Genomic DNA, 23780 nt, shown 5'->3' on the forward strand with positions numbered 1-23780 from the left:
TAGGGCTAGCCTCAGCGACATCCTGCTGTTTCAACGATGAACCAAGGAGCACAAAGAACATGCCGGAATTCATGGACGTCCACCACAATATGGTCGGAATCACCAAGGAGGCCCTCCAGGAGGCCCACAACGCGGACCTTGCCATTCAAGACGACGAGAGCGTGGACTTCAAATCGGCTTGGGCCGATCCCGAATCAGGTTTTGTCTACTGCCTGTCAGAAGCCCCCTCTGCTGACGCTGTGCGGCGTATCCATGAGCGCGCGGGCCACCCCGCAGACGAAGTGCATCCTGTTCCGATCAAGGTCTGACCACTGGCCAGTTGGCCGTCATGTAATGCAACGTCCCCGCAACCCTTCGTCGCGGGCTGATCGCTTATGCTCAGCAGAGCGCTTTACCTTGCTGCTCTGTGCGGGCCAGCGACGCAGTTCAACGACGAACCACCCGGGAGTAACCCATGACCAACTGGCGCATCAGGGATTTCCATTCGGCAGACCTGGACGGGATCCTGCACCTCTGGGAGAGCCTCAAGGCGAACAACGTCGAGCCTGTCTATGCCCTCTCGGAGGTGCTGGCATCCTGCGAGAAGGACCATGCCGTGGTGGCGGTGCAGGGCGAGCAGGTGGTGGGTGCCGCCGTCGGACGCGCAGCCCACGACCAAGGCTGGATCGTCTTCCTTGCTACCCTGCCTGAGTACCGCGGCCGGGGCATCGGCACTTCACTGCTGGCCGCGGTCGAAAACCGGATGGCGCCCCACGGGCTGAACAAGCTCTCGGCCCTCATGCCGGAATCGGAAACCCGGGTGGAGGCGTTCCTCAGCCGCGGCTTCGCGTTGAAGAAGAACCTGCGCTACTTCGAACGCACCATTCCCGTCCAGCGGCAGGAGCTTGGCGCGCTGGGCCAGCTCGGCGGACGGGTCCTGGCGCGAGACCTCTGGGAAAACGTGGCGGGCATGCGCAAGGAGAAGGAACTGCTGGAGCGCCGCCTGGTCCTCCCGCTCGCTGAAGCGGATCTCGCCGATGAATTCGGCGTTGTGCCGCCGCGCGCCGTCGTCCTCTTTGGCCCTCCCGGTACCGGCAAGACCACCTTCGCCAAAGCCATCGCCTCCCGCCTGGAATGGCCCTTCGTGGAGGTTTTCCCCTCCCGTCTTGCCGCCGACCCGCAGGGCCTGGCCGGCGCACTGCGCGAAACGTTCCTGGAGATCGCCGAGCTGGAGCACGCCGTGGTGTTCATCGACGAGGTGGAGGAGATCGCCGCCCAGCGCTCGGGCGAGCCGCCGTCACCCCTGCAGGGCGTCACCAATGAGCTCCTCAAGATCATCCCGGCCTTCCGCGAACAACCCGGCCGGCTGCTGGTCTGCGCCACCAACTTCATCCGCGCCCTGGATTCGGCCTTCCTCCGCCACGGCCGGTTCGACTACGTCATCCCCATCGGGCTGCCCGACCGGCAGGCCCGTGAAGCCATGTGGCAGCGCTTCATCCCCGCCCCCGTGGTGGACGCCGTGGACGTGGAGCTGCTGGTGGACAAGACCGAGGGCTTCTCCCCCGCGGACATCGAGTACGCGGCGCGGAGCGCCTCCCAGCGTGCGCTGGAGAAGGCAGTGTACGACGACGGCGGGCTGGCTTCCGGCGGTACCGCGTCTGTCCGCGAGGCCGTCCGGAAGGGGCCTTCCACGCAGGATTACCTCGACGCCATCGCCGACACCCGCACCACCGTCAGCGCCGAAGTGCACCAGGACTTCCTTGAAGACATCGACGCATTGGGACGCGTGTAGCTTTGACATATGTCCTCCAACCCCCTCCGGCATGCCATGGCGCGCATGGGCGGCCGGGACCCGCATGAGAAACACCGCGCCGCCACCCCGCTTGAGCTCTTTTTCGACCTGCGACGTTTGTGATCGCGTTCGGCGTGGCGGGCAGCCAGTTCGCCCACGAAATCGCGGCAGCCCACTTTGTCCCCGGCCTGCTGGGGTTCTTATTCGCGATGTTCGCCGTGATCTGGGCGTGGATCAACTTCACATGGTTCGCCAGCGCCTACGACACCGATGACTGGATCTTCCGCGTGGTCACGATGATCCAGATCGTGGGGGTTCTGATCCTCGCCATGGGGATCGAGCCCATGTTCCACTCGCTGGTGGACGGGGACCACGTGGACAACGCCGTGATGGTTGGCGGCTATGTGATCATGCGGCTGGCACTGGTCACTCAGTGGCTGCGGGCCGCGCGGCAGGATCCGGCCCGGCGCCACACCTGCCTGCGCTACGCAAAATACCTTGCGCTGGTGCAGCTCGGGTGGATAGCGGTTCTTTTTATCGAATCCGACGTCTTCGTCACGTTCCTTATGATCGTGCCCTTGATTGCGCTGGAGATGGCCACGCCCTATGCGGCAGAGCGCAGGGCCAGGACCCCCTGGCACGCGCACCACATTGCCGAGCGCTACGGGCTGCTGGCCATCATCGCCTTGGGTGAATGCCTCATCGGTGCCATCGAAACGCTGCGGGCCATCGTGGGCAACCACGGCTGGAGCGTCGACGCGGCACTGGTGGGATTCGGCGGAACTGCGCTGGCCTTTGCCATGTGGTGGATCTACTTCATGCTCCCGGCAGGCCGGGCCCTCCACCTGCGCCGGCACAGGTCCTTCCTCTTCGGTTACGGCCACATGCCCATCTTTGCCGCGATCGCGGCAACGGGTGCCGGCCTGCACGTCGCCGCCTACTACATTGACCACGAAGCGCATATCAGCGCCGCAGTGGCAGTGGCCAGCATCGCCGTTCCGGTGGCCCTGTTCAAGGGCTCAGTGACCTGGCTGTACAGCATCATGGTGGGTCCCGACCGCACTGTCATCACCGTCGCCGCGGGGGTACTGGCCGCGACCGCCGCTGCCGTTGGCCTGGCTGCGGCCGGAGTCTCGGTTCCCGTATGCCTGCTGGTCATTGTGCTGGCGCTGGGCGCGTCGATCGTTATTGATGAGCGCCGCGGTTCCGAACGGCTGCACCACGCCCTGGAAAGGCTGGAAGCGGAGCCTGCTCCCTAAGCGGTGACTTTCGGCCCTGCACCCGGCCGCCCATGGTTGCCAAGGTGGGAGCGTGCGCGGACAACCCCAGGCGTGGAGGTAGCAATGGACACCGTCATCACAACCAACCAAGGCCAGCTGCGCGGAACCGTATCCGACGGGGTGCACCGTTTCCTCGGCGTTCCGTACGCCGCGACGACATCGGGTGGAAACAGGTTCCGTCCGCCCCAGCCGGTGCAGCCCTGGAGCGGCATCCGGGACGCCACCCAGTACGGCGCAGCCCCTTTCCAGCTGGCTCCCCCGGAAAGTGCGGGCAGCGAGTGGGACACCGCGCTGGGTGGCGAGGACTGCCTGAACCTCAATGTCTGGACGCCCGGCCCCGGCACCGCAGGCCTGCCGGTCATGGTCTAGATCCAGGGCGGCGCGTTTGAAATCGGCTCGACGGCGGCCTACAACGGTGCAAACTTCGCAAGGGACGGCGTGGTCTGCGTGGTGATCAACTGGCGGGTGGGTGCCGACGGCTTCCTGGACTTGGGTGACGGCTCCGCCAACGTCGGGCTGCTCGACCAGGTGGCCGCCCTGGAGTGGGTTCGCGACAACATCCATGCCTTCGGCGGTGATCCCGGGAATGTCACCGTCTTTGGCCAGTCCGCGGGTGCCATGAGCATTGGCGTCCTCCTCTCGATGCCCCGCGCCGAAGGATTGTTCCGCCGGGCCATCCTGCAAAGCGGAGCCGCCCACCATGCCATCCCCACCGGGACAGCCCAGAAGATCGGCCGGCTCCTCGCCGGGAAACTCGGGGTTCCGCCAACCCGCGATGCCATCGCTGCCGTGCCCACCCAGCGGCTCCTCGCGGCCCAGGCTGAGTTGAAGGCCGATCTCATTGCCCGGCCGGACCCCGAACGCTGGGGACAGGATGCCGTGGCTGGCCTGATGCTGTGGCAGCCCACAATCGACGGTGACGTGGTGCCGCAACGGCCCATCGAACGGATCGCGGCCGGCGCCAGCGCCGGAGTGGACGTCATGGCAGGCACCAATACCGACGACTGGAAGCTGTTCCTTGCCATCACCGGCGTCCTCGGGAAAGTGACCGGGCAGGACCTGGCTGAGTCCCGGAGCGTGGACGGTTTCCCACCCATGTCCGCCTACGGGCTTCCCCCGGAAGTGGCGCTTCGCCAGTACCGGTCCCACTACCCGGAACGCTCGCCCGGCGAACTGCTTGCTGCCGTGGAGACCGACTGGTGGGTGAGGGTTCCCGCACTCCGCCTGGCGGACGCGCACGCGAGCGCAGCGCTGGCCACCGGGGCGGGGACCTACATGTACGAGTTCGGCTGGCAGGCCCCGGGCCTGGGAGCCGTCCACGCCGTCGAAGTGCCGTTCGTTTTCGACACCCTGGACAAGGACTCCAGGCTGTTCGGACCACTCCTGGGGACTGACCCCCCACAGGAGTTGGCCAACGCCATGCACGCTGCCTGGGTTTCCTTCGCCGCCACAGGAGATCCGGGCTGGCCCCGCTACAATACCGAAACCCGGACCACCATGTTCTTTGACACGGAACCGCGGCTGCTTCACGACCCCAGGGCTTGGGAGCGGGAGCTCTGGAAGGACGTCCGCTAGGAGTCGTAGGACAGGTTTTCGTAGTCCGTGGTGTCTTCCTCGTCCAGTTGGTCGTCCAGTTCCGCCAGCAGCCACGGATTCACCCGGGCCAGGATCTTCCGGACCTCGTCAACCTCGACGGCGGCATAGAGCACCGGGCGGGCGTCGCGGTATTTCGTGACCGGCGGCTTGTCCGGCCACTTCTCGGCCAGGGCCTGGACGCGCTCGGGCAGGGAGTTATGCGCGTTGTCCGCAATCTTGACCAGAGCGGCGTCGTGGTCCTCGGCGATCTCGCGGATCCCGGCCAGGTAGTCGTCCGGGTTGCGGTGCAGGCGGTTGGTGACCCGTTCGATGATCCGCACGGCACGCTCCGGGACGCCCATGTCCAGCAGGGCCTGCCGGGTCATTGGGGTGTCCTCGGCAATGTCGTGGAGATAGCCGGCGATGCGGATGTCGTCGTCGAAGTCAGCCAGGGCGTCCCCCACCGCCAGGACATGGTCCTTGTAGGGCCGCTTCAGCTTGTCCTTCTGGCGGTTGTGCGCCACCTCGGCCAGCACCCTGGCCGTCTCGGGTGTGAAGCTGCTCGCCGGTAGGTTCTCCGTGGGTTCTGGCATGCCTCCAGCCTACGTGCCGGGCCACACCCACGGCTCCCGGGGCAAGGCATCGGGGTTAAACACGGCCAGCGCCCGGTGCAGGGGCCCCGCTGGCAGTCCAAGGGAATCCAGCAGCCGGTCCCGCACTGCGGCCGCATTCATGCCCACCCCTGCAAGGTCGGCGAGGGTGACGGCGCCGTCGCGCTTTGCCAGCCGGACGCCGTCGCTGTTCACCACCAGCGGCACATGCGCATATTCCGGGGAAGGAATACTCAGCAGGGACGCCAGATACGCCTGACGGGGCGTGGAGGGCAGGAGGTCGTCGCCACGGACCACCTGGTCAATGCCCTGCTCGGCATCGTCAACCACCACGGCAAGGTTGTAGGCGGTCACTCCATCGTTGCGGCGCAGCACGAAGTCATCCACCGCACCGGTGAACTCCCCGTGCAGCACGTCATGAACGCGGTACTCCGTGACGTCCGCGCGCAGGCGGATGGCAGCGGGGCGGGTGGAGCGCCGGAACTCGCGCTCAGCCGCGCCCAGGTTCCGGCACGTGCCCGGGTACGCACCCTGGGGCGCATGCGGCGCAGACGGCGCCTCCTGGATCTCCCGGCGGGTGCAGAAGCACTCGTAGGTGAGGCCGGCATCCTGAAGCCTGGCGATGGCCGCGGCGTAGAGGGGACCGCGGCCCGTCTGGCGCACCACCTCGCCGTCCCAGGCCACGCCGACGGCCGCCAGGTCCCGCAGCTGCACCGCCTCTGCACCCGCCCGCGCACGGTCCAGGTCCTCCACGCGGAGGAGGAACCTGCGGCTGGTGGAGCGGGCAAACAGCCAGGCAAGGAGCGCGGTCCGAAGGTTCCCCACATGCAGCTCGCCGGAAGGGCTGGGGGCAAAGCGTCCGGCTGGGGTCATGGCACAAGACTATGCGGCGGCGTGGTGGCAGGGGACAACACAAGAGCCCCTCAGCTACCGATGACTTCGGGAATCCGACGCCGGTAGCTCAGGGGCTCTTGCCGTGTTGGCAGAGTGACCGTGGTGTGAACAAGAGTCAATCAGGGCAGCCTCCTTGCGGGAAACAATGTTCCGCCCTCCGGGAGGTGTGCCGGGAAGCGGTAGCCTGCGGGAATCAGCGGTAGCCTCAGCCCTTATTGCCACAATTTCAGCAGACACCCTACAGTTGGGACAACAAGCAGCGTCCGGGTTGATCAGGCTGTTCAATTCTGGAGGTTCCCATCAACAGGAAATGGTCAGATTGCAGCAACTTGACGCCACGGACAGGCGGATCCTGAGGGCCCTGGACGATGATCCCCGTGTTCCCATCATGGTGCTGGCCCAGCGGCTGGGCCTGGCCCGGGGCACGGTGCAGTCCCGGCTCGAACGGATGTCCTCATCCGGGGCGCTGAGGCCCAACAGCAGCAGGGTGGTTCCTGGAGCGCTCGGGCGCGGTGTGGCGGCCGCCGTAAGCGCCGAACTGGACCAGAGCCACCTCAACGAGGCCATCGCAGCCCTGCGGAAAATTCCGGAAGTCCTGGAATGCCACGCGCCGGCCGGCGACACCGACCTCCTGATCCGCGTGGTGGCTACCAGCCCGGATGATCTCTACCGGGTCTCTGAGGAGATCCGGCTGTGCCCCGGCATTGTGCGCACGTCCACCAGCATGTTCCTGCGCGAGGTCATCCCCTACCGCACCACCGGGCTGCTAAAGGAGTAGCAGCTACACCGGGGGCCCGGCATTCGACTTCAGGTTCTTCATCACCAGCGTGGACGTCAGGCGCTCCACCCCCGGCAAGGACGTGAGCTCCGCGTCGTAGAAGCGCTGGTATGCCGGCAGGTCCTCTGCAATGACCTTCAGCAGGTAGTCAGGGGAGCCGAACAGGCGCTGGGCCTCCACGATGTTGGGGTTGTCCGCGACGCGGTTCTCGAAAATCGCCATGGTGCCCTGGTCCACCTGGCGGAGCGTGACAAAGACAATCGCCTCAAACCCCAGCCCCACGGCGGCGGGGTCGATGTCCGCTTTGTAGCCCCTGATCACCCCCGCCTTCTCAAGGTCCCGGAGCCGCCGGTGGCACGGGGCCACCGTCAGGCCCACCTTTGCGGCAAGCGCAGTGGCCGTCATCCTGCCGTCCTCTTTGAGGTGCCGCAAGATATTCCTGTCAATATGGTCGATCACGCAAGAATCTTACCGTTTCAGGACTTTGGCAGGCGAAAAAGGACAGCACTTCCGCGCCGGAAGTATCTAGGGTTTCTCCTGTAGGACCTCGTGGCAGGAGAACGAATGAACCCGGAGCTGTTTTTGGCCTTTGTGCTGGTGGCGGCCGCCCTCGCCTGCACCCCGGGGGTGGACTGGGCGTACTCCATCGCGGCGGGCCTCCGGCAACGCAGCTTTGTGCCGGCGGTGGCGGGGCTCTGCGGCGGATATGTCCTCCACACGGTCCTGCTGGTGGCGGGGTTGGCTGCCGTCCTGGCGGGAGCACCCGGGGTCCTGGGCTGGATAACGCTGGCCGGCGCAGGCTACCTGATGTGGCTGGGCATCAACACACTGCGGACATGGCGCGGAGCGAGCTTCACGGCCCGGCCGGACACCGACGGCCGCACGCGGCTGCGCACGTTCCTCCAGGGGATGGGCACCAGCGGCATCAACCCCAAGGGCCTGCTGTTCTATGTGGCGCTCGTCCCACAGTTCGTGAGCGCAGAGGCGCCACTGCCGGTCCCGGTGCAGTCCGGCCTGCTGGGTATGACATTCGTACTGCTCGCGGGACTCGTGTACACCGCCGTCGCCCTCCTCTCCCGCAGCCTGCTGCAAAGCCGGCCCGGCGCAGCCCGCGCCGTGACGCTAGCCAGCGGGGTGGTCATGGTGGCCCTGGGCATGGTGCTGCTGGGTGAACAGCTGCTGCCCGTGTTCGCCGGCGCAGCCGCTGCCGGGTAGGCCAGGCTAATCGTCGCTGAGCTTTTTCCAGTCCTGTTCCCAGATCCGGCGCATCTCTTCGTCCTTGCGGATGGGCACGGGCGCGGCGATCTCCTTCTGCGGCACCGGGTCCCCGCGGCGCCGCCCCCAGTCGCGCGGATTGAGCGAGCGCCTGCTGGAGTCCAGCACCAGCAATGCGCGGTCCGTCAGGGCGTCATTGCGGAGCGCCAGGTGGGTCTTGCGCCGCCGCAGCACCTCGGCGATCGCCTGGTGGGCAGCCTCCAGCCGGCCCTCCCTGCGCAGGGCACGGGCCCGGACCAGCAGCAGTGCAGCTGAGAGGTCGTCCGCGTTCAGGAGGCCTTCGGTCCAGTCGATCACCGTACGGCTGCGGCCCAGGCTCAGCGCCAGCGAGCAGCGCGCCAGGGCCATGGGAAGCGACGGCGGCAGTCCGCTGAGCGCGTCCAGCGCGGCTTCGGCGCGGCCCGTCTCGCGCAGTGAATGGGCGAGTGCCAGGAACACCGACTCCTCGCTGAAGAGGACCGGCACCTCAACGCGCTCGGCGAGTTCGATGCGGGTGACAATCCGGGTGAGGTAGGTGGACGAGTAGCGGTTGGCGTCGTCGTCGTTCCTGGTGGTGAGCCCGCGCTGCAGCAGTTCCGAGGCCCGCAGATAGCCGCCGTGTTTGTAGGCGAGCAGGCCCGACATCAGGTAGCAGAGCCCGGCCCAACCGGGATAGGAACGCGCCAAGGTAATGAGGCGTTCGGGCTCGCGGCTGGTGAAGATGGCCTCGTGGACTGCCTTGGCGGGCTTGGGCAGCATCCGCTTGAGCCTGGGGATCTCCCCGTCCACGGACAGCAGGGCCGGATGGCGCCCGCCCAGCACACCGGTGAGGATCTCCCCCACTCCCCCGGCAAGATCATGGACCGGCGTGCGCAGCTGCGGCTGTCCGAAGGGGGTGAGGTCCCGGCTGTCCCAGTAGATCGGTGCAGTATCCCCGGCGGTCATCTTTCCATGCTAACCGGGAGATGCACCACGCCGCTGCCGCCAGTAATCAGGCCCGCTCCATGAACCATTCGGTGAAGGAAACGGCGCGGCCGGCCCCGTCGAACCGGATGACCCAAAGGTTGTCGTACGTGGGCCTGTCCCCCGAATAGGTGGTGACGCCCTGCACGAAAGCGGTATCGCCGTCGGCGCCCAGCAGTTCCCAGCTGAACGTCCAGTCGGCGGGTTCGTCCCGGGCGGCAAGCCAGCCCTCCACAATGCCGTCCTGGCCCAGCCACGGATCCGGATCGCCCGGCCGAGTTTCATACCGTGCGTCTTCCGTGAAGAGGGCCCTGATCTCCTCGGGCCTGTTGCTGGTCCAGGCGGCCCGGTACTTGTCCATCCAGCCCTGCACGTGCTCCCGTGCCGGCGTTCGCTCAGTCATGGTGCCGTTCTACGCCCTGTGGATCCGGGCTGCAAGCGCTCACCCGTTGGCGGCGGCGATCCACACGCCGATCACCCAGGTGCTGCCGGCAAGGCAGGCCAGGCCGAACTCGGCGAGCATGCCCAGGCCGGTCGCTTTGAGGGCCGCCCAGCTGGAGGTCGCAGCGGAACCCACGTTCCGGGTGCGAAGGAATTCGCTCAGCAGGAGGCCGGCGGCGAAGCCCACGAAGAGGCCCACCACGGGGATGATGAACATTCCCGCAACGCCGGCCACCAGCGCGGCCACGATGCTTCGGCTGGGGATGGCGTGCTCCTTCAGTTTCCTGCCGGTCAGGACCGCGCTGGCAGCCATGCCCGCCACCACGAACACCATGGCAACCGCGAACACCACCCAGCCCGCGGTGCCCGCGCCGCCCCAGATTGCCCACGCCAGCAGGCTGGCGCCGATCAGGATGCTGCCCGGAAGCACCGGAATGACTGTCCCGGCCACGCCGACGAGGATTGCCAGGCCGCACAGGATGGTCACCACAGTTTCGGAGGTCATGGGCTCCAGTCTATGGTTGGCACCCCATTAACCCCGACGGCGGCGCCTCCCGCGCAGGGGAGGCACCGCCGTCGTGCATTCAGTCAGTCGTCCGTTCCGCTAAGGGAAGGGCTGCTACTCCGCTTCCACCGCAGCGGCGACGGCGGCAGTGACGGCCGGGGCGACGCGCGGGTCCAGCGGGCTGGGCACGATGTAGTCGGCCGAGAGGTCCTCCGCCGCGAGCTCGGCGATGGCGTACGCCGCGGCCAGCTTCATGGCGGGGGTGATGCGCCGGGCGCCGGCATCCAGGGCGCCGCGGAAGATGCCCGGGAAGGCCAGGACGTTGTTGATCTGGTTGGGGAAGTCGCTGCGGCCGGTGGCCACGACGGCGGCGTACTTGGCTGCCACCTCCGGCAGGACTTCGGGGTCCGGGTTGGAGAGCGCGAAGACGATGGCGTCCTGGTTCATGAGCTTCAGGTGTTCCTCGTCAAGCTTGGAGGAGGAGACGCCGATGAAGACGTCCGCGCCGTCCAGGGCCTCGGCCGGCCCGCCTGCCACGCCGCGGGGGTTGCTGCGGCCCGCGATGTCCGCCTTCTTGCTGGCAGTGTCCGCGGCGAGATCCGCGCGGCTGCTGTTGATGACGCCCCGGGAATCCAGCAGGACGACGTCGCTGATGCCGGCCGCGAGCAGGATTTCGGCGACGGCGATGCCCGCCGCCCCTGCGCCGGAGACCACAACGCGCATGCCTTCCAGGGCGCGGCCGGTGACCTTGGCGGCATTGGTCAGGGCTGCGAGGGCCACGACGGCGGTGCCGTGCTGGTCGTCATGCATCACCGGGCAGTCCAGGGCCTCGATGAGCTTTTCCTCGAGCTCGAAGCAGCGGGGTGCGGAGATGTCCTCGAGATTGACTGCGCCGAAACTGGGGCGGAGGCGGACGAGCGTCTCCACGATTTCATCCACGTCGGTGGTGTTGAGCACGAGCGGGATGGAGTCCAGGTCGCCGAAGGTCTTGAACAGGGCGGACTTGCCCTCCATCACAGGGAGGGAGGCACTGGCACCGATGTTGCCCAGGCCCAGGACGGCCGTGCCGTCACTGACCACGACCACCAGGCGCTGGGCCCAGGTGAGGGTGCGTGCCAGTTCCGGCTTGGCGTGGATGGCGCGGCTGACCTCAGCCACACCCGGTGTGTAGGCGATGGACAGATCGCGCTTGTTGGACAGCGGAACGGTGCTGGCAATGGAGAGCTTGCCGCCCTGGTGGGCATCGAAGATCTCGGCTTCGCTCAGTGCGGTGGCTGCGGAATTATCGGTGGCTGCAAGTGCGTCAATGGACACGTCGTTGTCTCCTGGTGCTGGCCGTGGGCGCACGGCTCGTGGGGCTCAAGTCCGGAATGGCTCGAGTCGATGGCGATGGCGATGGTGCGGCAGGAAACCCAGGGGTGGCGGGCCCGTGGGAGCTTGGGGGATGGTCCCGGCCGCTCCGTTTGAACCATGGTAGGCGGACTGAAAGGACGGCCAGACCGATTTGACGGGCCGGAAGCGGTGCCAGAACGTTTTAGCACGGCGTTGTGTGAGGCAGGCCACGCCTATATGCCTGATTTAATGGCGAATTGGTCTAGACCTGTTACGCGCTTTGGTGGAGTGTGTAGCCGGCCTGGCCGGTTCCGGACAGGCGGGCACAGGCTTTTTTGAGGTCTTCCTCGGCCTCGAACAGGGACAGCCGCCGGTTCCGCACGGACTGGACCAGACCAGTGACGGTCAGCAGCAGCACGCGGGCTGCCGTGGCATCACCGCACGCCGCGGTCAGGGCTTTTTCCCCCAGGGCATCGATCTCCCGGAGGAGCCCGGTGGTGTCCCTGTCCGGGACATAGACCCCGCGGGTGAGGCACTGTTCCACTGCCGGCTGCATGACGCGCATGTGGAAGATCTCCATCACCAGCCCGGAGAGCGCCCGGCCGCGGAAGCGGGCAGCAGTGGTCCCGGCCGGCCCCTGGAGCTCCTCCAGCTGGTGGCGGTACAGCGCGAGCATCAGGTGCGTGGGGGAAGGAAAATAGCGGTACAGCGTGCCCAGCGGGACATCGGCCTTGGCCGCCACTTCAGGAAGGTCAACCGAGTCCAGGCCCTTGCGGGCAAACCCTCCTGCAGCTTCGAGGATCTTGGCGTAGCGGAACCGCTGGCGTGGTGCGGAGGGCCTGGGGGCCATGGGCGGATGGTCTGGAAGAATCTCGGGCATCAGCATTCCGGGGTTGTGTTCCGATGGTGCGCAGCGGCGGTCCTCCCCATGCCGGACCGCCTGCAATCCGGTTCAACTATACGCCACACCAATGTGGCGTAATTAGTCAGGCGCCTTACTTCCCGGCCTTCCGGAACGTCAGCGGACGCTCTTGATCTTCACCACAAAAACAGCCCCGAGCAGGCCGATAACGGCCGCTGTGGTGAAGAGTGTGCCGTACCCGCCGAATTGCGTCACCGCGAGGAAAGCAAGGCCCGTGGCGAACACTTGCGGCAGTGAGGCGGCCACGTTAATGACCCCCATATCCTTGCCGCGGTCTCCGGCCTCCGGAAGCACCTGCGTCAGCAGGGCGAAGTCAACGGCCTGGTAGGCGCCGTAGCCGATGCCCAGGATGCCGGCCCCAACCAGGGCGCCCGTCCACACAGGGAAGAACGCCATGGTGAGGCCTGCCATGGCGATCATGGCGGAAGAGGCGATCACGAATGGCTTGCGCTTGCCCACCCGGTCGCTCCAGGGCCCCGCGATCACCGCAGTAATCATCACCAACACCGCATAAATGCCGGTCAGGGTCAGGACCCCCAGCGCTGGGTTCTCATGCTTGATAACATCCGCGAGGAAAAAGATCAGGTACACAATGGTCAACTGGTTGCAGACGTTGACCAGGAAGCGGGTGAGCCACGCCCATGCGAAGTCCGGGTGGCGGGCCGGGCTGATCCAGAAGCCGCGGAGGAAACTGCCCCACGAGAACGGAGGGCGGAGCTCCCTGGGCAGTGGCGGGTCATCCCGGTGGAACAGGTACGGCAGCACGGATACCAGCAGGGCGGCCGCACACATGGTGTATCCCACCATGAAGTTCCCGGAAACCACCGCCCCGAAGACCGCGCCGAGGAGGATCCCCGCTGTCTGTCCCAGGGCCGCCAGTCCCCCCACGCCGCCGCGCTGCAGCACCGGCACGCGGTCCGGAATGGCAGCGGTGATGGCGGCATAGGCAGCGTTTGCGCCCAATTGGACCAGGCACCAGAACAGGACCATCAGGGCAACAGCCGTGGCCCCGGACAATGCCAGCAACGCTGCCGTGGCCAGGATGGCACCCACCAGTACCCAGGGGGAACGCCGGCCGAAACCCGAGACCGTCCGGTCGGACAGCGCACCGAAGAGCGGATTGGCAACCAGGGATACGGCGGCCCCGCACCCAAGTACGAGGGAGGCGATGGCTTCCTTGTTGGCTTCGTCGATGCCGATGGCCTGCTGGGCGATGAAGACGTTGATGGGTCCGAAGAACGCGGCGTTGATGCCCACATTCACCAGCACCAGCCCCGTGACCCACCGCGCGGTGACCCTTCGGGTGGGCTCGGCGAGTGCCGCCGTCGTGCTTTGCTGGGCTGCATGCGGGTCCGGCAGAGCAGGCGTATCGGACAGACTCATGGCATGCTCCCCTGGTGCAGCTGACGATGGTGGAAGTCAGACTATCGTGGGCAGTATCGCATTCCCACGCCATGCCGGCGGGGTGGCCGGTCGGATCAAGGAGAGAACCACATGAGCGCAGCGTCCACGCCCGCGGAGGGCACCGCCGTCAACACCGCAGACCTCTACGACGAACGCGGCGACGAACTGGCATCGTTATCTTTGCAGTTCCAGTCCCTGGGCGGCCGTTCACACTTCAGCGGACGGGCGCGGACCATCCGCTGCTTCCAGGACAACGCGCTGGTGAAATCCACCTTGGCCACGCCGGGCAACGGCAGCGTGCTGGTGGTGGACGGCGGCGGCTCGCTGGGAACGGCCCTGATGGGGGACATGATCGCCGAAAGCGCCGTGGCGAACGGCTGGGCCGGCGTCGTCATCAACGGGGCAATCCGGGACCGGGAAGCGATCGCCCACCTGGACCTCGGGGTGAAGGCCCTGGGCAGCAATCCGCGCAAGAGCGCCAAGGCCGGCGCCGGCGAAGTTGACGTGGACGTGAAGATCGGCGACGTGACCATCCGCACCGGCGCCATGATCTGGTGCGATCCGGACGGCATCCTGGTGGAACGGTAGCGCTCCCGGAGCGGAGGAGGTTTTTCCGGCCCCGGGGAATAGGACACGGCGTAGGATAGTTACTGAAAGCAACTATCAATGCTTGGTCCCCTTCCTTCCCCTGGAGCATCCATGTCCAAAACCCCCGCCGCGCGCGCCGCCGGAGAAACCCTCACGCAGCGCCAGATTGTCACCGTGATGGTGGGCCTGATGCTGGGCATGTTCCTGGCATCGCTGGACCAGACCATCGTGTCCACGTCCATCTACACCATCGCCAACGACCTGGACGGCCTCTCGCTCCAGGCTTGGGCCACCACCGCCTACCTCATCACCTCCACGGTCAGCACCCCGCTGTACGGCAAGCTGAGCGACATCTTCGGCCGCCGCCCGCTGTACCTGGCCGCCATCATCATCTTCCTGGCGGGCTCCCTGTACGCGGGCTCGGTCCACTCCATGACCGAACTCGCCATTGCCCGCGGCGTCCAGGGCCTGGGCGCCGGCGGCCTGCTGGCCCTCGCACTGACCATCATCGGCGACATTGTCTCCCTCAAGGACCGCGCCAAGTACCAGGGCTACTTCATGTCGGTGTTCGGCATCTCCTCCGTGCTCGGCCCCGTGGTGGGCGGCGCGTTCGCCGGTTCGGCCAGCATCCTGGGGTTCGACGGCTGGCGCTGGGTGTTCTTCATCAACCTGCCCATCGGCCTGGCCGCGCTGGCCGTGGTCTTCCTCTTCCTCCACCTGCCCGCCAAGCACATGAAGCAGAAGATCGACTACTGGGGCGCCGCGGCCATCACCCTGGCCATCGTGCCGCTGCTGCTGGTGGCGGAACAGGGCCGCACCTGGGGCTGCTCGTCCCTGAACTCCTTCCTCTGCTACGGCCTGGGCGCCGTGGGCATTGCCTGGTTCCTCCTGGCCGAGAAGCGCGCCGGGGACTATGCGCTGATCCCCCTGCGGCTCTTCCGCAACGCCACTTTCGGATTGTCCTCGCTGCTCAACTTCATCATCGGCATCGGCATGTTCGGTGCCATCGCCATGCTGCCGATGTACCTGCAGCTGGTGAAGGGCCTCACCCCCACCGAGGCCGGCCTGATGATGATCACGTTCACCGTGGGCATCCTCACCGGGTCCATCACGGCGGGGCGCACCATCTCCTCTTCAGGCACCTACCGGATCTTCCCCATCCTGGGCACGGCAATCCTCACCGCGGCCGCCACGGTCATGGGACTCAGCCTGGGCGTGGACACCGGCCTGTGGGTTCCGGGGGTGATCGCGGTGTTCTTCGGGATGGGCCTGGGCTTCTGCATGCAGCCGCTCACCCTGGCCATGCAGGTGTCCGTGCCGCGCCGCGACATGGGGGTGGGCACCTCCTCCGCCGCGTTCTTCCGCTCCATGGGCGGCGCCGTGGGCACGGCGGTGTTCATCTCCATGCTGTTCAGCCTGGCGGCGAGCCGGATCGCGGACAGCATGAAGGCCGCGATGGAGAGCCCGGACTACCAGGCCGTCCTGCGGGATCCCTCGGTCGCAGCCGACCCCGCCAACGCCAAGCTGTACGAGTTCTTCCAGAACGGCGCGTCCAACGAGTCGCTCAATGACACCAGCTGGCTTCACACCGCCAACAGCACGCTGACCCGCCCCATCACCGAGGGCTTCGCCTACGCCATCGACGCAGTGATGCTCACCGCGGCGGTGCTCACCGGCGTCGCGTTCCTCATCAGCTTCGCCCTGCCCAACAAGAAGCTCACGGACCAGAAAGCCGCCCCACAGGAGCACGCGGCCGTCCACTAAGGTTGACCCGCACCAAGCAGGGGACGACGACGGCGGCGCACCCGCCGTCGTCGTCTTTTGTTTGCGGACAAGCGGGACCGCCGCCACGGCTCGACTGGAACGGCGCACCGTGGCATGGAACACTGTGTAACGCGCGTGCGCCGGCCAGGGGCCGGGCAGCCGACGACGTCCGCACCGCATCCACCAAAACCCAGACCAAGGGAGAACCATGCCCACTGCACAGGAGCAGACAACCGCCCGGATACCGCAGCGGGTGATCTGGCTGGCGCTCGCAGGGGCGGTGGGCGGATTCCTGTTCGGCTTCGATTCGTCGGTGGTCAATGGCGCCGTGGATGCCATGAAGGACGAGTTCGCACTGTCCGAGGCCGTGACCGGCTTCGCTGTGGCCATCGCCCTGCTGGGGTGTGCTGCGGGCGCCTTCCTCGCCGGCAAGGTGGCGGATCACTACGGCCGCATCCCCGCCATGAAACTCGGTGCGCTGCTCTTCCTGGTCAGCGCCCTGGGCACCGGCTTCGCCTTCGGCGTGTGGGACCTGATCTTCTGGCGCCTGGTGGGCGGGCTCGGAATCGGCCTGGCTTCGGTGATCGCCCCCGCCTACATCTCGGAGATCTCCCCGCGGCACGTCAGGGGCCGGCTGGCCTCGCTGCAGCAGCTGGCCATCACCACGGGCATCTTCGCCGCACTGCTGTCCGATGCGCTCCTGGCCACCAGCGCCGGCGGCGCGGACCAGCCGTACTGGCTGGGGATTGAGGCCTGGCGCTGGATGTTCCTGGCCGCGGCCCTGCCCGCCGTCGTGTACGGCTGGATCGCCTTCACCCTTCCGGAGTCCCCGCGCTTCCTGGTGTTCCTGGGCAAGGAGGACCAGGCCCGGGCGGTCTTCGATTCGATTGCTCCGGCTGAGGACACCGACCGGCACATCCGAGAGATCCAGGACGCCATCGAGGAGGACAAGCTTGCGGGCCAGAAGGGCTCCCTGCGCGGCAAGGCCTTCGGCCTGCAGGCCGTGGTGTGGGTGGGCATCATCCTGTCCGTTTTGCAGCAGTTCGTGGGCATCAACGTGATTTTCTACTACTCCACCACCCTGTGGAAAGCAGTGGGCTTCCAGGAAAAGGACTCGCTCACCATCTCCGTTGCCACCGCCGTCACCAACATCCTGGTCACCCTGGTGGCCATCGCGCTGGTGGACCGCATTGGCCGCCGGCCCATCCTGCTGGCGGGCTCCGTGGGCATGGCGGTTTCCCTGGGTGCCATGGCGCTGGCATTCTCCACCGCCGTGGGCTCCGGTACGGAGATCTCCCTGCCCGGCGCCTGGGGCCCGGCGGCCCTGGTGGCTGCGAATGTCTTTGTGGTGAGCTTCGGCGCCTCCTGGGGTCCGCTTGTGTGGGTCCTGCTCGGCGAGATCTTCCCGTCCCGGATCCGCGCCCGTGCCCTGGGCCTGGCCGCGGCCGCGCAGTGGGTGGCGAACTTTGTGATCACGCTCAGCTTCCCGGTGATGGCTGCCGGTTCGCTGCCGCTGACGTACGCCATGTACGCGCTGTTCGCGGCGGCATCGTTCTTCTTTGTGATGTTCAAGGTGCCCGAGACCAACGGGATGTCGCTGGAGCAGGCCGAGACGCTGTTCGTGGCCAAGGGCTCCGCCAGGGCGTAGGGCGCAACTACAGCGCGAGCTTCATACCTTCGTGGGAGGCCTCAAAGCCCAGGCGCCCATAAAAGCGGTGCGCCGCCGTGCGGGTCTTATGTGTGGTCAGCTGCATCAGCGCACAGCCGCGGCGCCGCGACTCATCAATGGCCCAGCGCACCATCACCTTGCCGATGCCCTGGCCGCGCAGGCTGTCCGCCACGCGGACGCCCTCAATCTGCGAGCGCCAGGCGCCCTGGCGCGAAATGCCCGGGAGGAAGCTGAGCTGGAACGTGGCAACAACGGGACCTGCTGCTCCCCCGGCCGATATCGGTTCTCCCACGATGAGCAGGTGGGAGGGGTCGGCGTCGATCGCTTCGAAGGCGCGCTCGTAAGGTCCCATGTCTTCGGTGCGTTCCCGTCCTGCGCCCATGGAGTCATCGGCAAGCAGCTGCACGATGGCCGGCAGGTCAGCGGCCGTGGCGTGGCGGAGGCGGAAGGTCCCGCCGTCGACGTCGACAGCCAGGAGGGAGGGCAGGGTGTCCGCGTTATTACTCACCCCAACAGCATTCCACGAACCGTCCCTTGTCCTCGCGGTAGGGTTCTGCCCTTCTCCCGCTGGGGCGCAACAAAAGGACGACGCCGGCACTCTAATGAGTGCCGGCGTCGTGATTGCAGGAGGGTTGCGTCAAATGCCGCATGATCTGCAGGAGGGTTGCGGGCGGATTCAAGTGGTCGTTGCAACACGTCCTATGCTGCTGATTCTTCCAGTATTTGCTGGAGGGCTTGTGCGGGTGTTTTCCAGCCGAGGGTTTTGCGTAGGCGTCCGTTGAGTCCTGCGGCAGCGTAGTCGAGGTCTGCGCGGGTGACGGTGGTGAGGTCCATGCCTTTGGGGAAGTACTGTCGCAGGAGTCCGTTGGTGTTCTCGTTCGTGCCGCGTTGCCAGGGTGAGTGAGGATCGCAGAAGTAGACCTCGGCGCCGGTGGCAATCCTGACGCGTTCGTGAATGCCGACCATCTCAGCGCCTTGGTCCCAGGTCAGGGACCGGCGCAGCTGGGCCGGCAGGGTCGGAAGGGTTGCCTCGATGGCGGCCAGCACCTGCTCGCCGGTATGTCCGTTAGGCAGGTGCAGGAGCATCACGAAACGGCTGCTGCGTTCCACGAGGGTTCCGATCGCCCCGGCGCCAGGGGTACCGATGATCAGATCGCCCTCCCAGTGCCCGGGCACTGCCCGGTCATCGGCTTCCGCGGGGCGTTCACTGATCAGCAACTCTTTCGGGACCCGGGGCCTTCGCATGCCCGCGCGCCGGTTTGGCTGCCGCACGGCCCGGCCGGTGCGCAGAGCAGCGGCGAGCTCGGCTCTCAGCCCGCCGCGGCCCTGGATGTAGATGCACTGATAGATAGTCTCCGGGCTGATGCGCATGCTTTCATCATCGGGGAAATCAATCCGTAACCGGGCGCTGATCTGCTCCGGGGACAACCGTTCCCGCGCCGTCAGCATTCCGGCGACGTAAAGCGCCAGGGCCTCGTTGAAAGCCAGCTTCCGTGCCTTAGGCCTGCGCGCCAGCTTCTGCGCACGGTTCTGCGCCGAGGACGCCAGGTACGGACGGTTGCCCCCGTTCCGGATGTTCCTGCCCAGCTCCCTGCTGACAGTGGACGGGTTCCGGCCCAAACGCCGGCCGATCTCCCGCACGCCGCACCCGGCCGCCCGCCACACAGCGATCAACTCGCGCTCATCGAAGGACAGGAACCGCCCGCACGGGGGCTTCTTCGCAGGATCCACCCCACCATGCTGACGGACGATCAACCTGGCCGCAGACAGGGACATACCGGCCACCGCCGCCGCCACCTCATCAGATGCCCCAGAAGACCGCGCCTCCCAGAAAACCCGCACCACCGACTGCAACAGCTCAGGCCGACCAAAACCCACAACAACACCCCAATCACTCAGGTGTTGCAACGACCCCTTGAACCTGCCGCGGAAAAAGCCGCATCAAGTGAGAGAGGGTCCCTCCCGGCCTCAGGCGGGGGTGCGCGCCACCTCGCCCTGCCGCTCCTCCACCAAGGTGGAGACGGCGTTGAACAGCGGATGGTCCGGTTCCAGGCCGGTGATGCGCGCGGTGGCGTCCGCCGGGCTGGAGGACGCCAGGATTCCGGCCAGTTCCGTCGCTTCGGCGTCGGCGGGATCGTTGAAGCGCAGCGCCGCCGCGATGGCGCCCAGGAGCGCCTCCGGCACAACGCCCCGCTCCGCGAGTTCCGCGGCGGGGCCGATGAACCGCTCGTGCCTGCCCAGCTTCCGCAATGGGGCACGGCCCACGCGGTGGACCGTGTCCGGCAGATACGGGTTGGAGAACCGGACCAGGATTTTCTGGACGTAGGCTTCCTGCTCGTCATTGTTGAAGCCGTGCTTGCTCACCAGGAGCTGCTTGGTTTCCTCCAGCACCGCCCGGACATCCTCGGCCACGTCCTGGTCCGCCATGGCGTCGGAGATCTTCTCCAGGCCTGCCTCGAACCCGAAGTAGGCGGCCGAGGCATGCCCGGTATTGACGGTGAAGAGCTTCCGCTCGATGTACGGTGACAGGTCATCCACGAAGGTGGCCCCCGGAATCACCGGGGCGGAATCACCGAATGCGGTGCGGTCGATGACCCATTCGTAGAAGGTCTCCACCGTGACGTCCAGGCCCTGCCCGGGCTCCTGGTTGGGCACGATCCGGTCCACGGCGGTGTTGGCGAACACAACTTTCCGGTCCAGCGCCCCGGCGGCGGCCCCCGGCTGCGAGGCCACCTCCTTGGCCAGAATGTCCGTGGCATTGATCGCGTTTTCGCACGCCATCACCTGCAGGGGCGCCCGGACGGGCTCCCTCGCAACGATGCCCTTCGCGATCACCGGCGCCACGAACTTCAGGATGTGCGGTCCCACCGCCGTGGTGACGATGTCCGCCGTCGCGATTTCCGCGATGAGCTCCGCTTCCTGCGTGGTGGAGTTCAGCGCCCGGAAGTTGTTGACCGTGCGCACCGCAGGGTTCTCCCCCACCTCGTGCACCGCGTAGCTGTCCGCTGCGGCGAGCTGGTTGATGAGCTCCTCCGCAACGTCCGCGAACACCACTTCATAGCCGGCGTCGTGCAGGAGCAGCCCAACAAAGCCGCGGCCGATGTTTCCAGCCCCGAAATGTACAGCCTTCACTATGCGTTGACCTTTCCGAAGAGCTCCAGGACTTCGTCCACGGAGGTGGCAGCCTCAAGCCGGGCAACCTGCTCCTTGTTGGTGAAGACCTTCGCGATGGAGGACAGGATGTGCAGGTGTTCGTTGTTCACGCCTGCGACGCCGACGACGAACTTGACCTGCTTGCCGTTCCAGTCGATGCCCTCCGGGTAGCGGATCACGGAAACCGCAGACTTCCGGATATGGTCCTTCGCTGCGTTGGTGCCGTGCGGGATGGCCAGGAAGCTGCCCATGTACGTGGAGACGGACTGCTCCCGCTCGTGCATGGCCGCGATGTAGCCCTCGTCCACGGCGCCGCGGTCCAGCAGGAGCCGGCCGGCTTCGTCGATGGCGGCGTCACGCGTGGTTGCCGATCCGTCCAGCACCACGCTCTCGCGGGCAAGGATCTCATGCGTGCCTGCGCCGGCTGCCGCACCGCCAGTTGCGGCGGCCGCGGGGGCGGCCGCCGGGGCCGCATCCATCGGAGCTTCGGCTGCTTGGGCGCCGCCTGCCTGGCCGCCCTCAGTATTGCTCTCCCGGACCAGTTCCACGATCTCGTCGTAGCGCGGGCTGCTCATGAAGTTGTCAACGGAGTAGTGGACGGCACTGGACGTGGCCGGCTTTGCGCGTTCGGTCAGGTCCTGGTGGGTGATCACCACGTCGTAGTCGTCGCGAAGGTTGGCGATGGCCGCGTTGGTGACCTTGACGTCCGGGAACCCGGCCGCCTTGATCTTGTTCCGCAGCACCGAGGCGCCCATGGCACTGGAGCCCATGCCGGCGTCGCACGCGAACACGATGTTGCGCACCGGCCCGGCAAGGACGGCCACACCGCCCGTGCCGGCAGCAGCACCGGCACCGGTGAGGGTGGAGGCCACCGAGCTCTTCTTGCCCTTCATCTGCTCCATCTTCGAGGTGGCGTCGTTGAGGTCCACTTCATCGCTGTGCTTGGTGGTCTTCATGATGATGGAAGCCACCACGAAGGAGGCCGCGGTGGCCAGCAGGACCGCAAGAATCACGCCGAGGTAGCTGTCGCGGGACGTCTGGGCAAGCACGGCAAAAATGGAACCGGGGGCTGCCGGTGCCACCAGGCCCGAACCCGTGATGGCAAGGGTGGCGATGCCCGTCATGCCGCCGGCGATGGCTGCAAGGATCAGCAGCGGACGCATCAGGACGTACGGGAAGTAGATCTCGTGGATGCCGCCCAGGAAGTGGATGATGGCGGCACCGGGGGCAGACGCCTTGGCGGCACCACGGCCAAAGAACATGTAGGCGAGCAGGATGCCCAGGCCGGGGCCGGGGTTGGCCTCAAGCAGGAACAGGATGGACTTGCCCTGCTCCAGCGACTGCTGGACGCCCAGCGGGGTGAGCACGCCGTGGTTGATGGCGTTGTTGAGGAACAGCACCTTGGCAGGCTCGATGAAGATGCTGGTCAGCGGCAGCAGGCCGTTGTCCACCAGGAACTGGACCACCCTGCCGGCGCCCTCACTGAAGGCCGTAACTACCGGGGCGATGCCGTAGAAGCCCAGCATGGCCAACAGGGCACCCCAAATGCCGGCGGAAAAGTTGTTGACCAGCATCTCAAAGCCGGGACGGATCTTGCCGTCCCAAATCGAGTCGATCTTCTTCATGGTCCAGCCGCCCAGCGGGCCCATGATCATGGCGCCGATGAACATGGGAATGCCGGCGCCCACAATCACGCCCATGGTGCCGATGGCGCCCACCACGCCGCCGCGGACGTCGTAGACCATCCGGCCGCCGGTGTAGGCGATCAGGAGGGGCAGCAGGTAGGTGATCATCGGCCCGACGAGGCCGGTGTTCGGCTTTCCACCTGTCTCGCCAAAACCGCCCAGCTGGGGCACGGGCAGCCAGCCCTTCTCAATGAAGAGTGCGGTGATGAGGCCCCAGGCAATAAACGCGCCGATGTTGGGCATGATCATTCCGGACAGGAAGGTCCCGAACTTTTGGACGTGCACGCGCGCGCTGGTGCGGGGTTTTGCAACTGTCTCTGTTGCCATGTGATTTCCTAACCGTCATTCCTGCTGCTTCGCAGGATGGTCTGTTACTTACGACGACGTGGTGCTGGCCTGGATTCAGCCGGCCGGGCTGGTGGAGATGCGGTGGAGCCACTCGAGGAAAAGCTTGAGTTCCGAGCTCGAAAGCTGGTCAGAGTGCGAGGCCTGGAGTGCGGCGTTCAGGGCGATCGCTGCCACCACTACCGAGGATTTCCCGGCGGCGCCCGGGGCCGCGCCGCTGGCGGGCTCGGCGGACACCGCAAAGATCATGGCGTCCCGGGTCATGGTGGACAATTCAAGGTTCCGTTCGGAGGCGGGCTCCGCAATCAGCATCAGCGTCACTCCCACATTGGCCGCCAGGATGGACCTGGCCGCTTCCCTGGGCTGGACGTTCAGCTGGCCCGCCGCCGCTGCCTTGTTCAGCATCTCCTCCATAAGCGCCTCGGCGTCTGCGACGATTGCCGGGCGGCTTTCCGGGCGGATGTTGCCGAACATCACCAGGTACAGTTCCGGCTGGTTCAGCCCGAACTGCACGTGGTTGTCCCACATTCTCCGGATATCCTCAAGCGGCTGTCCGGAGGGGGCGAAATCCCTTTCGCCCGCTACATATTCTTCAAACCCTGCGGCGACGACGGCGTCAAACAGGCCTTCCTTGTCACCGAAGTGGTGGTACAGAGTGGGAGCTGTCACCCCCGCCAGCTGCGTGATCTGGCGGGTGGAGACGGGAGCGCCCCCCGACTTGGCCAGCAGCTCCGCGGCAGCACGGAGCAGTCGCATTTTGGGGGGAAGCTGGCCATCCAAACTCATAACCGCTACCCTAGCACCTATAGCATTGCTATATGAACTGAATCACATACAATTTTTTTC

Annotated in this window: 21 protein-coding genes and 2 pseudogenes; 9 read left to right on the plus strand and 14 right to left on the minus strand. The window is 66.5% G+C overall.

The features are described from left to right. Window positions 1–59: 59 nt before the first annotated feature. The 4 genes and pseudogenes from KTR40_RS18215 to KTR40_RS18230 all read left to right on the plus strand — a co-directional run bounded on the left by KTR40_RS18215 (window position 60) and on the right by KTR40_RS18230 (window position 4626). Entirely contained in the window at window positions 60–308 is a 249-nt protein-coding gene (locus KTR40_RS18215) for an SCO4226 family nickel-binding protein (protein WP_139030904.1), read from the plus strand. 146 nt (window positions 309–454) lie between these two features. After that, on the plus strand, window positions 455–1771 hold the full coding sequence (locus KTR40_RS18220; RefSeq protein ID WP_139030905.1) for an ATP-binding protein: 1317 nt from the start codon (window positions 455–457) through the stop codon (window positions 1769–1771). Between the two features lie 9 nt (window positions 1772–1780). Next, a pseudogene (locus KTR40_RS18225) lies at window positions 1781–3030 on the plus strand (low temperature requirement protein A). 84 nt (window positions 3031–3114) lie between these two features. Beyond that, a pseudogene (locus KTR40_RS18230) lies at window positions 3115–4626 on the plus strand (carboxylesterase/lipase family protein). Here the strand turns inward: KTR40_RS18230 and KTR40_RS18235 are convergent. Next, on the minus strand, window positions 4623–5219 hold the full coding sequence (locus KTR40_RS18235; RefSeq protein WP_228404651.1) for an HD domain-containing protein: 597 nt from the start codon (window positions 5217–5219) through the stop codon (window positions 4623–4625). The pseudogene KTR40_RS18230 and the gene KTR40_RS18235 sit on opposite strands and share 4 nt — an antisense overlap. 9 nt (window positions 5220–5228) lie before the next feature. Further along, window positions 5229–6110, minus strand: coding sequence for a tRNA glutamyl-Q(34) synthetase GluQRS (gluQRS, locus tag KTR40_RS18240; RefSeq protein ID WP_228404653.1), 882 nt, complete (start codon window positions 6108–6110; stop codon window positions 5229–5231). Between the two features lie 331 nt (window positions 6111–6441). Here gluQRS and KTR40_RS18245 point away from each other — a divergent pair, with 331 nt between their 5' ends. Continuing rightward, entirely contained in the window at window positions 6442–6909 is a 468-nt protein-coding gene (locus tag KTR40_RS18245) for an Lrp/AsnC family transcriptional regulator (RefSeq protein WP_139030910.1), read from the plus strand. 3 nt (window positions 6910–6912) lie between these two features. On the opposite strand, the gene KTR40_RS18250 is transcribed toward KTR40_RS18245, so the two are convergent. Further along, entirely contained in the window at window positions 6913–7368 is a 456-nt protein-coding gene (locus KTR40_RS18250; RefSeq protein ID WP_139030911.1) for an Lrp/AsnC family transcriptional regulator, read from the minus strand. Between the two features lie 105 nt (window positions 7369–7473). Here KTR40_RS18250 and KTR40_RS18255 point away from each other — a divergent pair, with 105 nt between their 5' ends. Continuing rightward, window positions 7474–8124: a LysE family translocator gene (locus KTR40_RS18255; protein WP_228404655.1), complete on the plus strand. Its 651-nt coding sequence runs from the start codon at window positions 7474–7476 to the stop codon at window positions 8122–8124. A 6-nt stretch (window positions 8125–8130) separates the two neighbouring features. Here the strand turns inward: KTR40_RS18255 and KTR40_RS18260 are convergent, their stop codons facing one another. The 6 genes from KTR40_RS18260 to KTR40_RS18285 all read right to left on the minus strand — a co-directional run bounded on the left by KTR40_RS18260 (window position 8131) and on the right by KTR40_RS18285 (window position 13709). Continuing rightward, on the minus strand, window positions 8131–9108 hold the full coding sequence (locus KTR40_RS18260) for a hypothetical protein (protein WP_228404656.1): 978 nt from the start codon (window positions 9106–9108) through the stop codon (window positions 8131–8133). 46 nt (window positions 9109–9154) lie between these two features. Next, entirely contained in the window at window positions 9155–9529 is a 375-nt protein-coding gene (locus KTR40_RS18265; RefSeq protein WP_228404658.1) for a nuclear transport factor 2 family protein, read from the minus strand. A gap of 39 nt (window positions 9530–9568) precedes the next feature. After that, window positions 9569–10072: a DUF456 domain-containing protein gene (locus tag KTR40_RS18270; protein ID WP_139030915.1), complete on the minus strand. Its 504-nt coding sequence runs from the start codon at window positions 10070–10072 to the stop codon at window positions 9569–9571. A 114-nt stretch (window positions 10073–10186) separates the two neighbouring features. Beyond that, the gene (locus KTR40_RS18275; RefSeq protein ID WP_228404660.1) at window positions 10187–11386 is read right to left on the minus strand and encodes an NADP-dependent malic enzyme; all 1200 of its coding nucleotides are present in this window, start codon (window positions 11384–11386) and stop codon (window positions 10187–10189) included. A gap of 289 nt (window positions 11387–11675) precedes the next feature. Beyond that, window positions 11676–12284 (minus strand): TetR/AcrR family transcriptional regulator, encoded by a 609-nt coding sequence (locus KTR40_RS18280; RefSeq protein WP_228404662.1) that lies wholly within the window; start codon window positions 12282–12284, stop codon window positions 11676–11678. A gap of 138 nt (window positions 12285–12422) precedes the next feature. Beyond that, window positions 12423–13709, minus strand: a complete 1287-nt coding sequence (locus KTR40_RS18285; protein WP_228404664.1) for an MFS transporter — start codon at window positions 13707–13709, stop codon at window positions 12423–12425. Between the two features lie 111 nt (window positions 13710–13820). Between KTR40_RS18285 and rraA the strand changes: the two genes are divergently transcribed. From rraA to KTR40_RS18300, 3 genes are all read left to right on the plus strand, one after another. Further along, on the plus strand, window positions 13821–14318 hold the full coding sequence (rraA, locus tag KTR40_RS18290; RefSeq protein WP_228404666.1) for a ribonuclease E activity regulator RraA: 498 nt from the start codon (window positions 13821–13823) through the stop codon (window positions 14316–14318). A 111-nt stretch (window positions 14319–14429) separates the two neighbouring features. After that, complete coding sequence (locus tag KTR40_RS18295; protein ID WP_228404667.1) at window positions 14430–16082, plus strand: MDR family MFS transporter; 1653 nt, start codon at window positions 14430–14432, stop codon at window positions 16080–16082. Between the two features lie 208 nt (window positions 16083–16290). Next, window positions 16291–17730, plus strand: coding sequence for a sugar porter family MFS transporter (locus tag KTR40_RS18300; protein WP_228404669.1), 1440 nt, complete (start codon window positions 16291–16293; stop codon window positions 17728–17730). A 7-nt stretch (window positions 17731–17737) separates the two neighbouring features. Here the strand turns inward: KTR40_RS18300 and KTR40_RS18305 are convergent, their stop codons facing one another. The 5 genes from KTR40_RS18305 to KTR40_RS18325 all read right to left on the minus strand — a co-directional run bounded on the left by KTR40_RS18305 (window position 17738) and on the right by KTR40_RS18325 (window position 23720). Further along, entirely contained in the window at window positions 17738–18259 is a 522-nt protein-coding gene (locus tag KTR40_RS18305; protein ID WP_228404671.1) for a GNAT family N-acetyltransferase, read from the minus strand. 191 nt (window positions 18260–18450) lie between these two features. After that, window positions 18451–19659: an IS30 family transposase gene (locus KTR40_RS18310; protein WP_370633145.1), complete on the minus strand. Its 1209-nt coding sequence runs from the start codon at window positions 19657–19659 to the stop codon at window positions 18451–18453. Window positions 19660–19719: 60 nt separating this feature from the next. After that, window positions 19720–20883: a mannitol-1-phosphate 5-dehydrogenase gene (locus KTR40_RS18315; RefSeq protein WP_228404673.1), complete on the minus strand. Its 1164-nt coding sequence runs from the start codon at window positions 20881–20883 to the stop codon at window positions 19720–19722. Then, the gene (locus tag KTR40_RS18320) at window positions 20883–22916 is read right to left on the minus strand and encodes a PTS mannitol transporter subunit IICBA (protein WP_228404675.1); all 2034 of its coding nucleotides are present in this window, start codon (window positions 22914–22916) and stop codon (window positions 20883–20885) included. The genes KTR40_RS18315 and KTR40_RS18320 overlap by 1 nt, the downstream gene beginning before the upstream one ends. 75 nt (window positions 22917–22991) lie before the next feature. Continuing rightward, window positions 22992–23720, minus strand: a complete 729-nt coding sequence (locus KTR40_RS18325) for a TetR/AcrR family transcriptional regulator (protein ID WP_139030924.1) — start codon at window positions 23718–23720, stop codon at window positions 22992–22994. Window positions 23721–23780: the final 60 nt, after the last annotated feature.

Origin of the sequence: Pseudarthrobacter sp. L1SW (assembly GCF_020809045.1) — a bacterium.
Classification (GTDB): Bacteria; Actinomycetota; Actinomycetes; order Actinomycetales; family Micrococcaceae; genus Arthrobacter.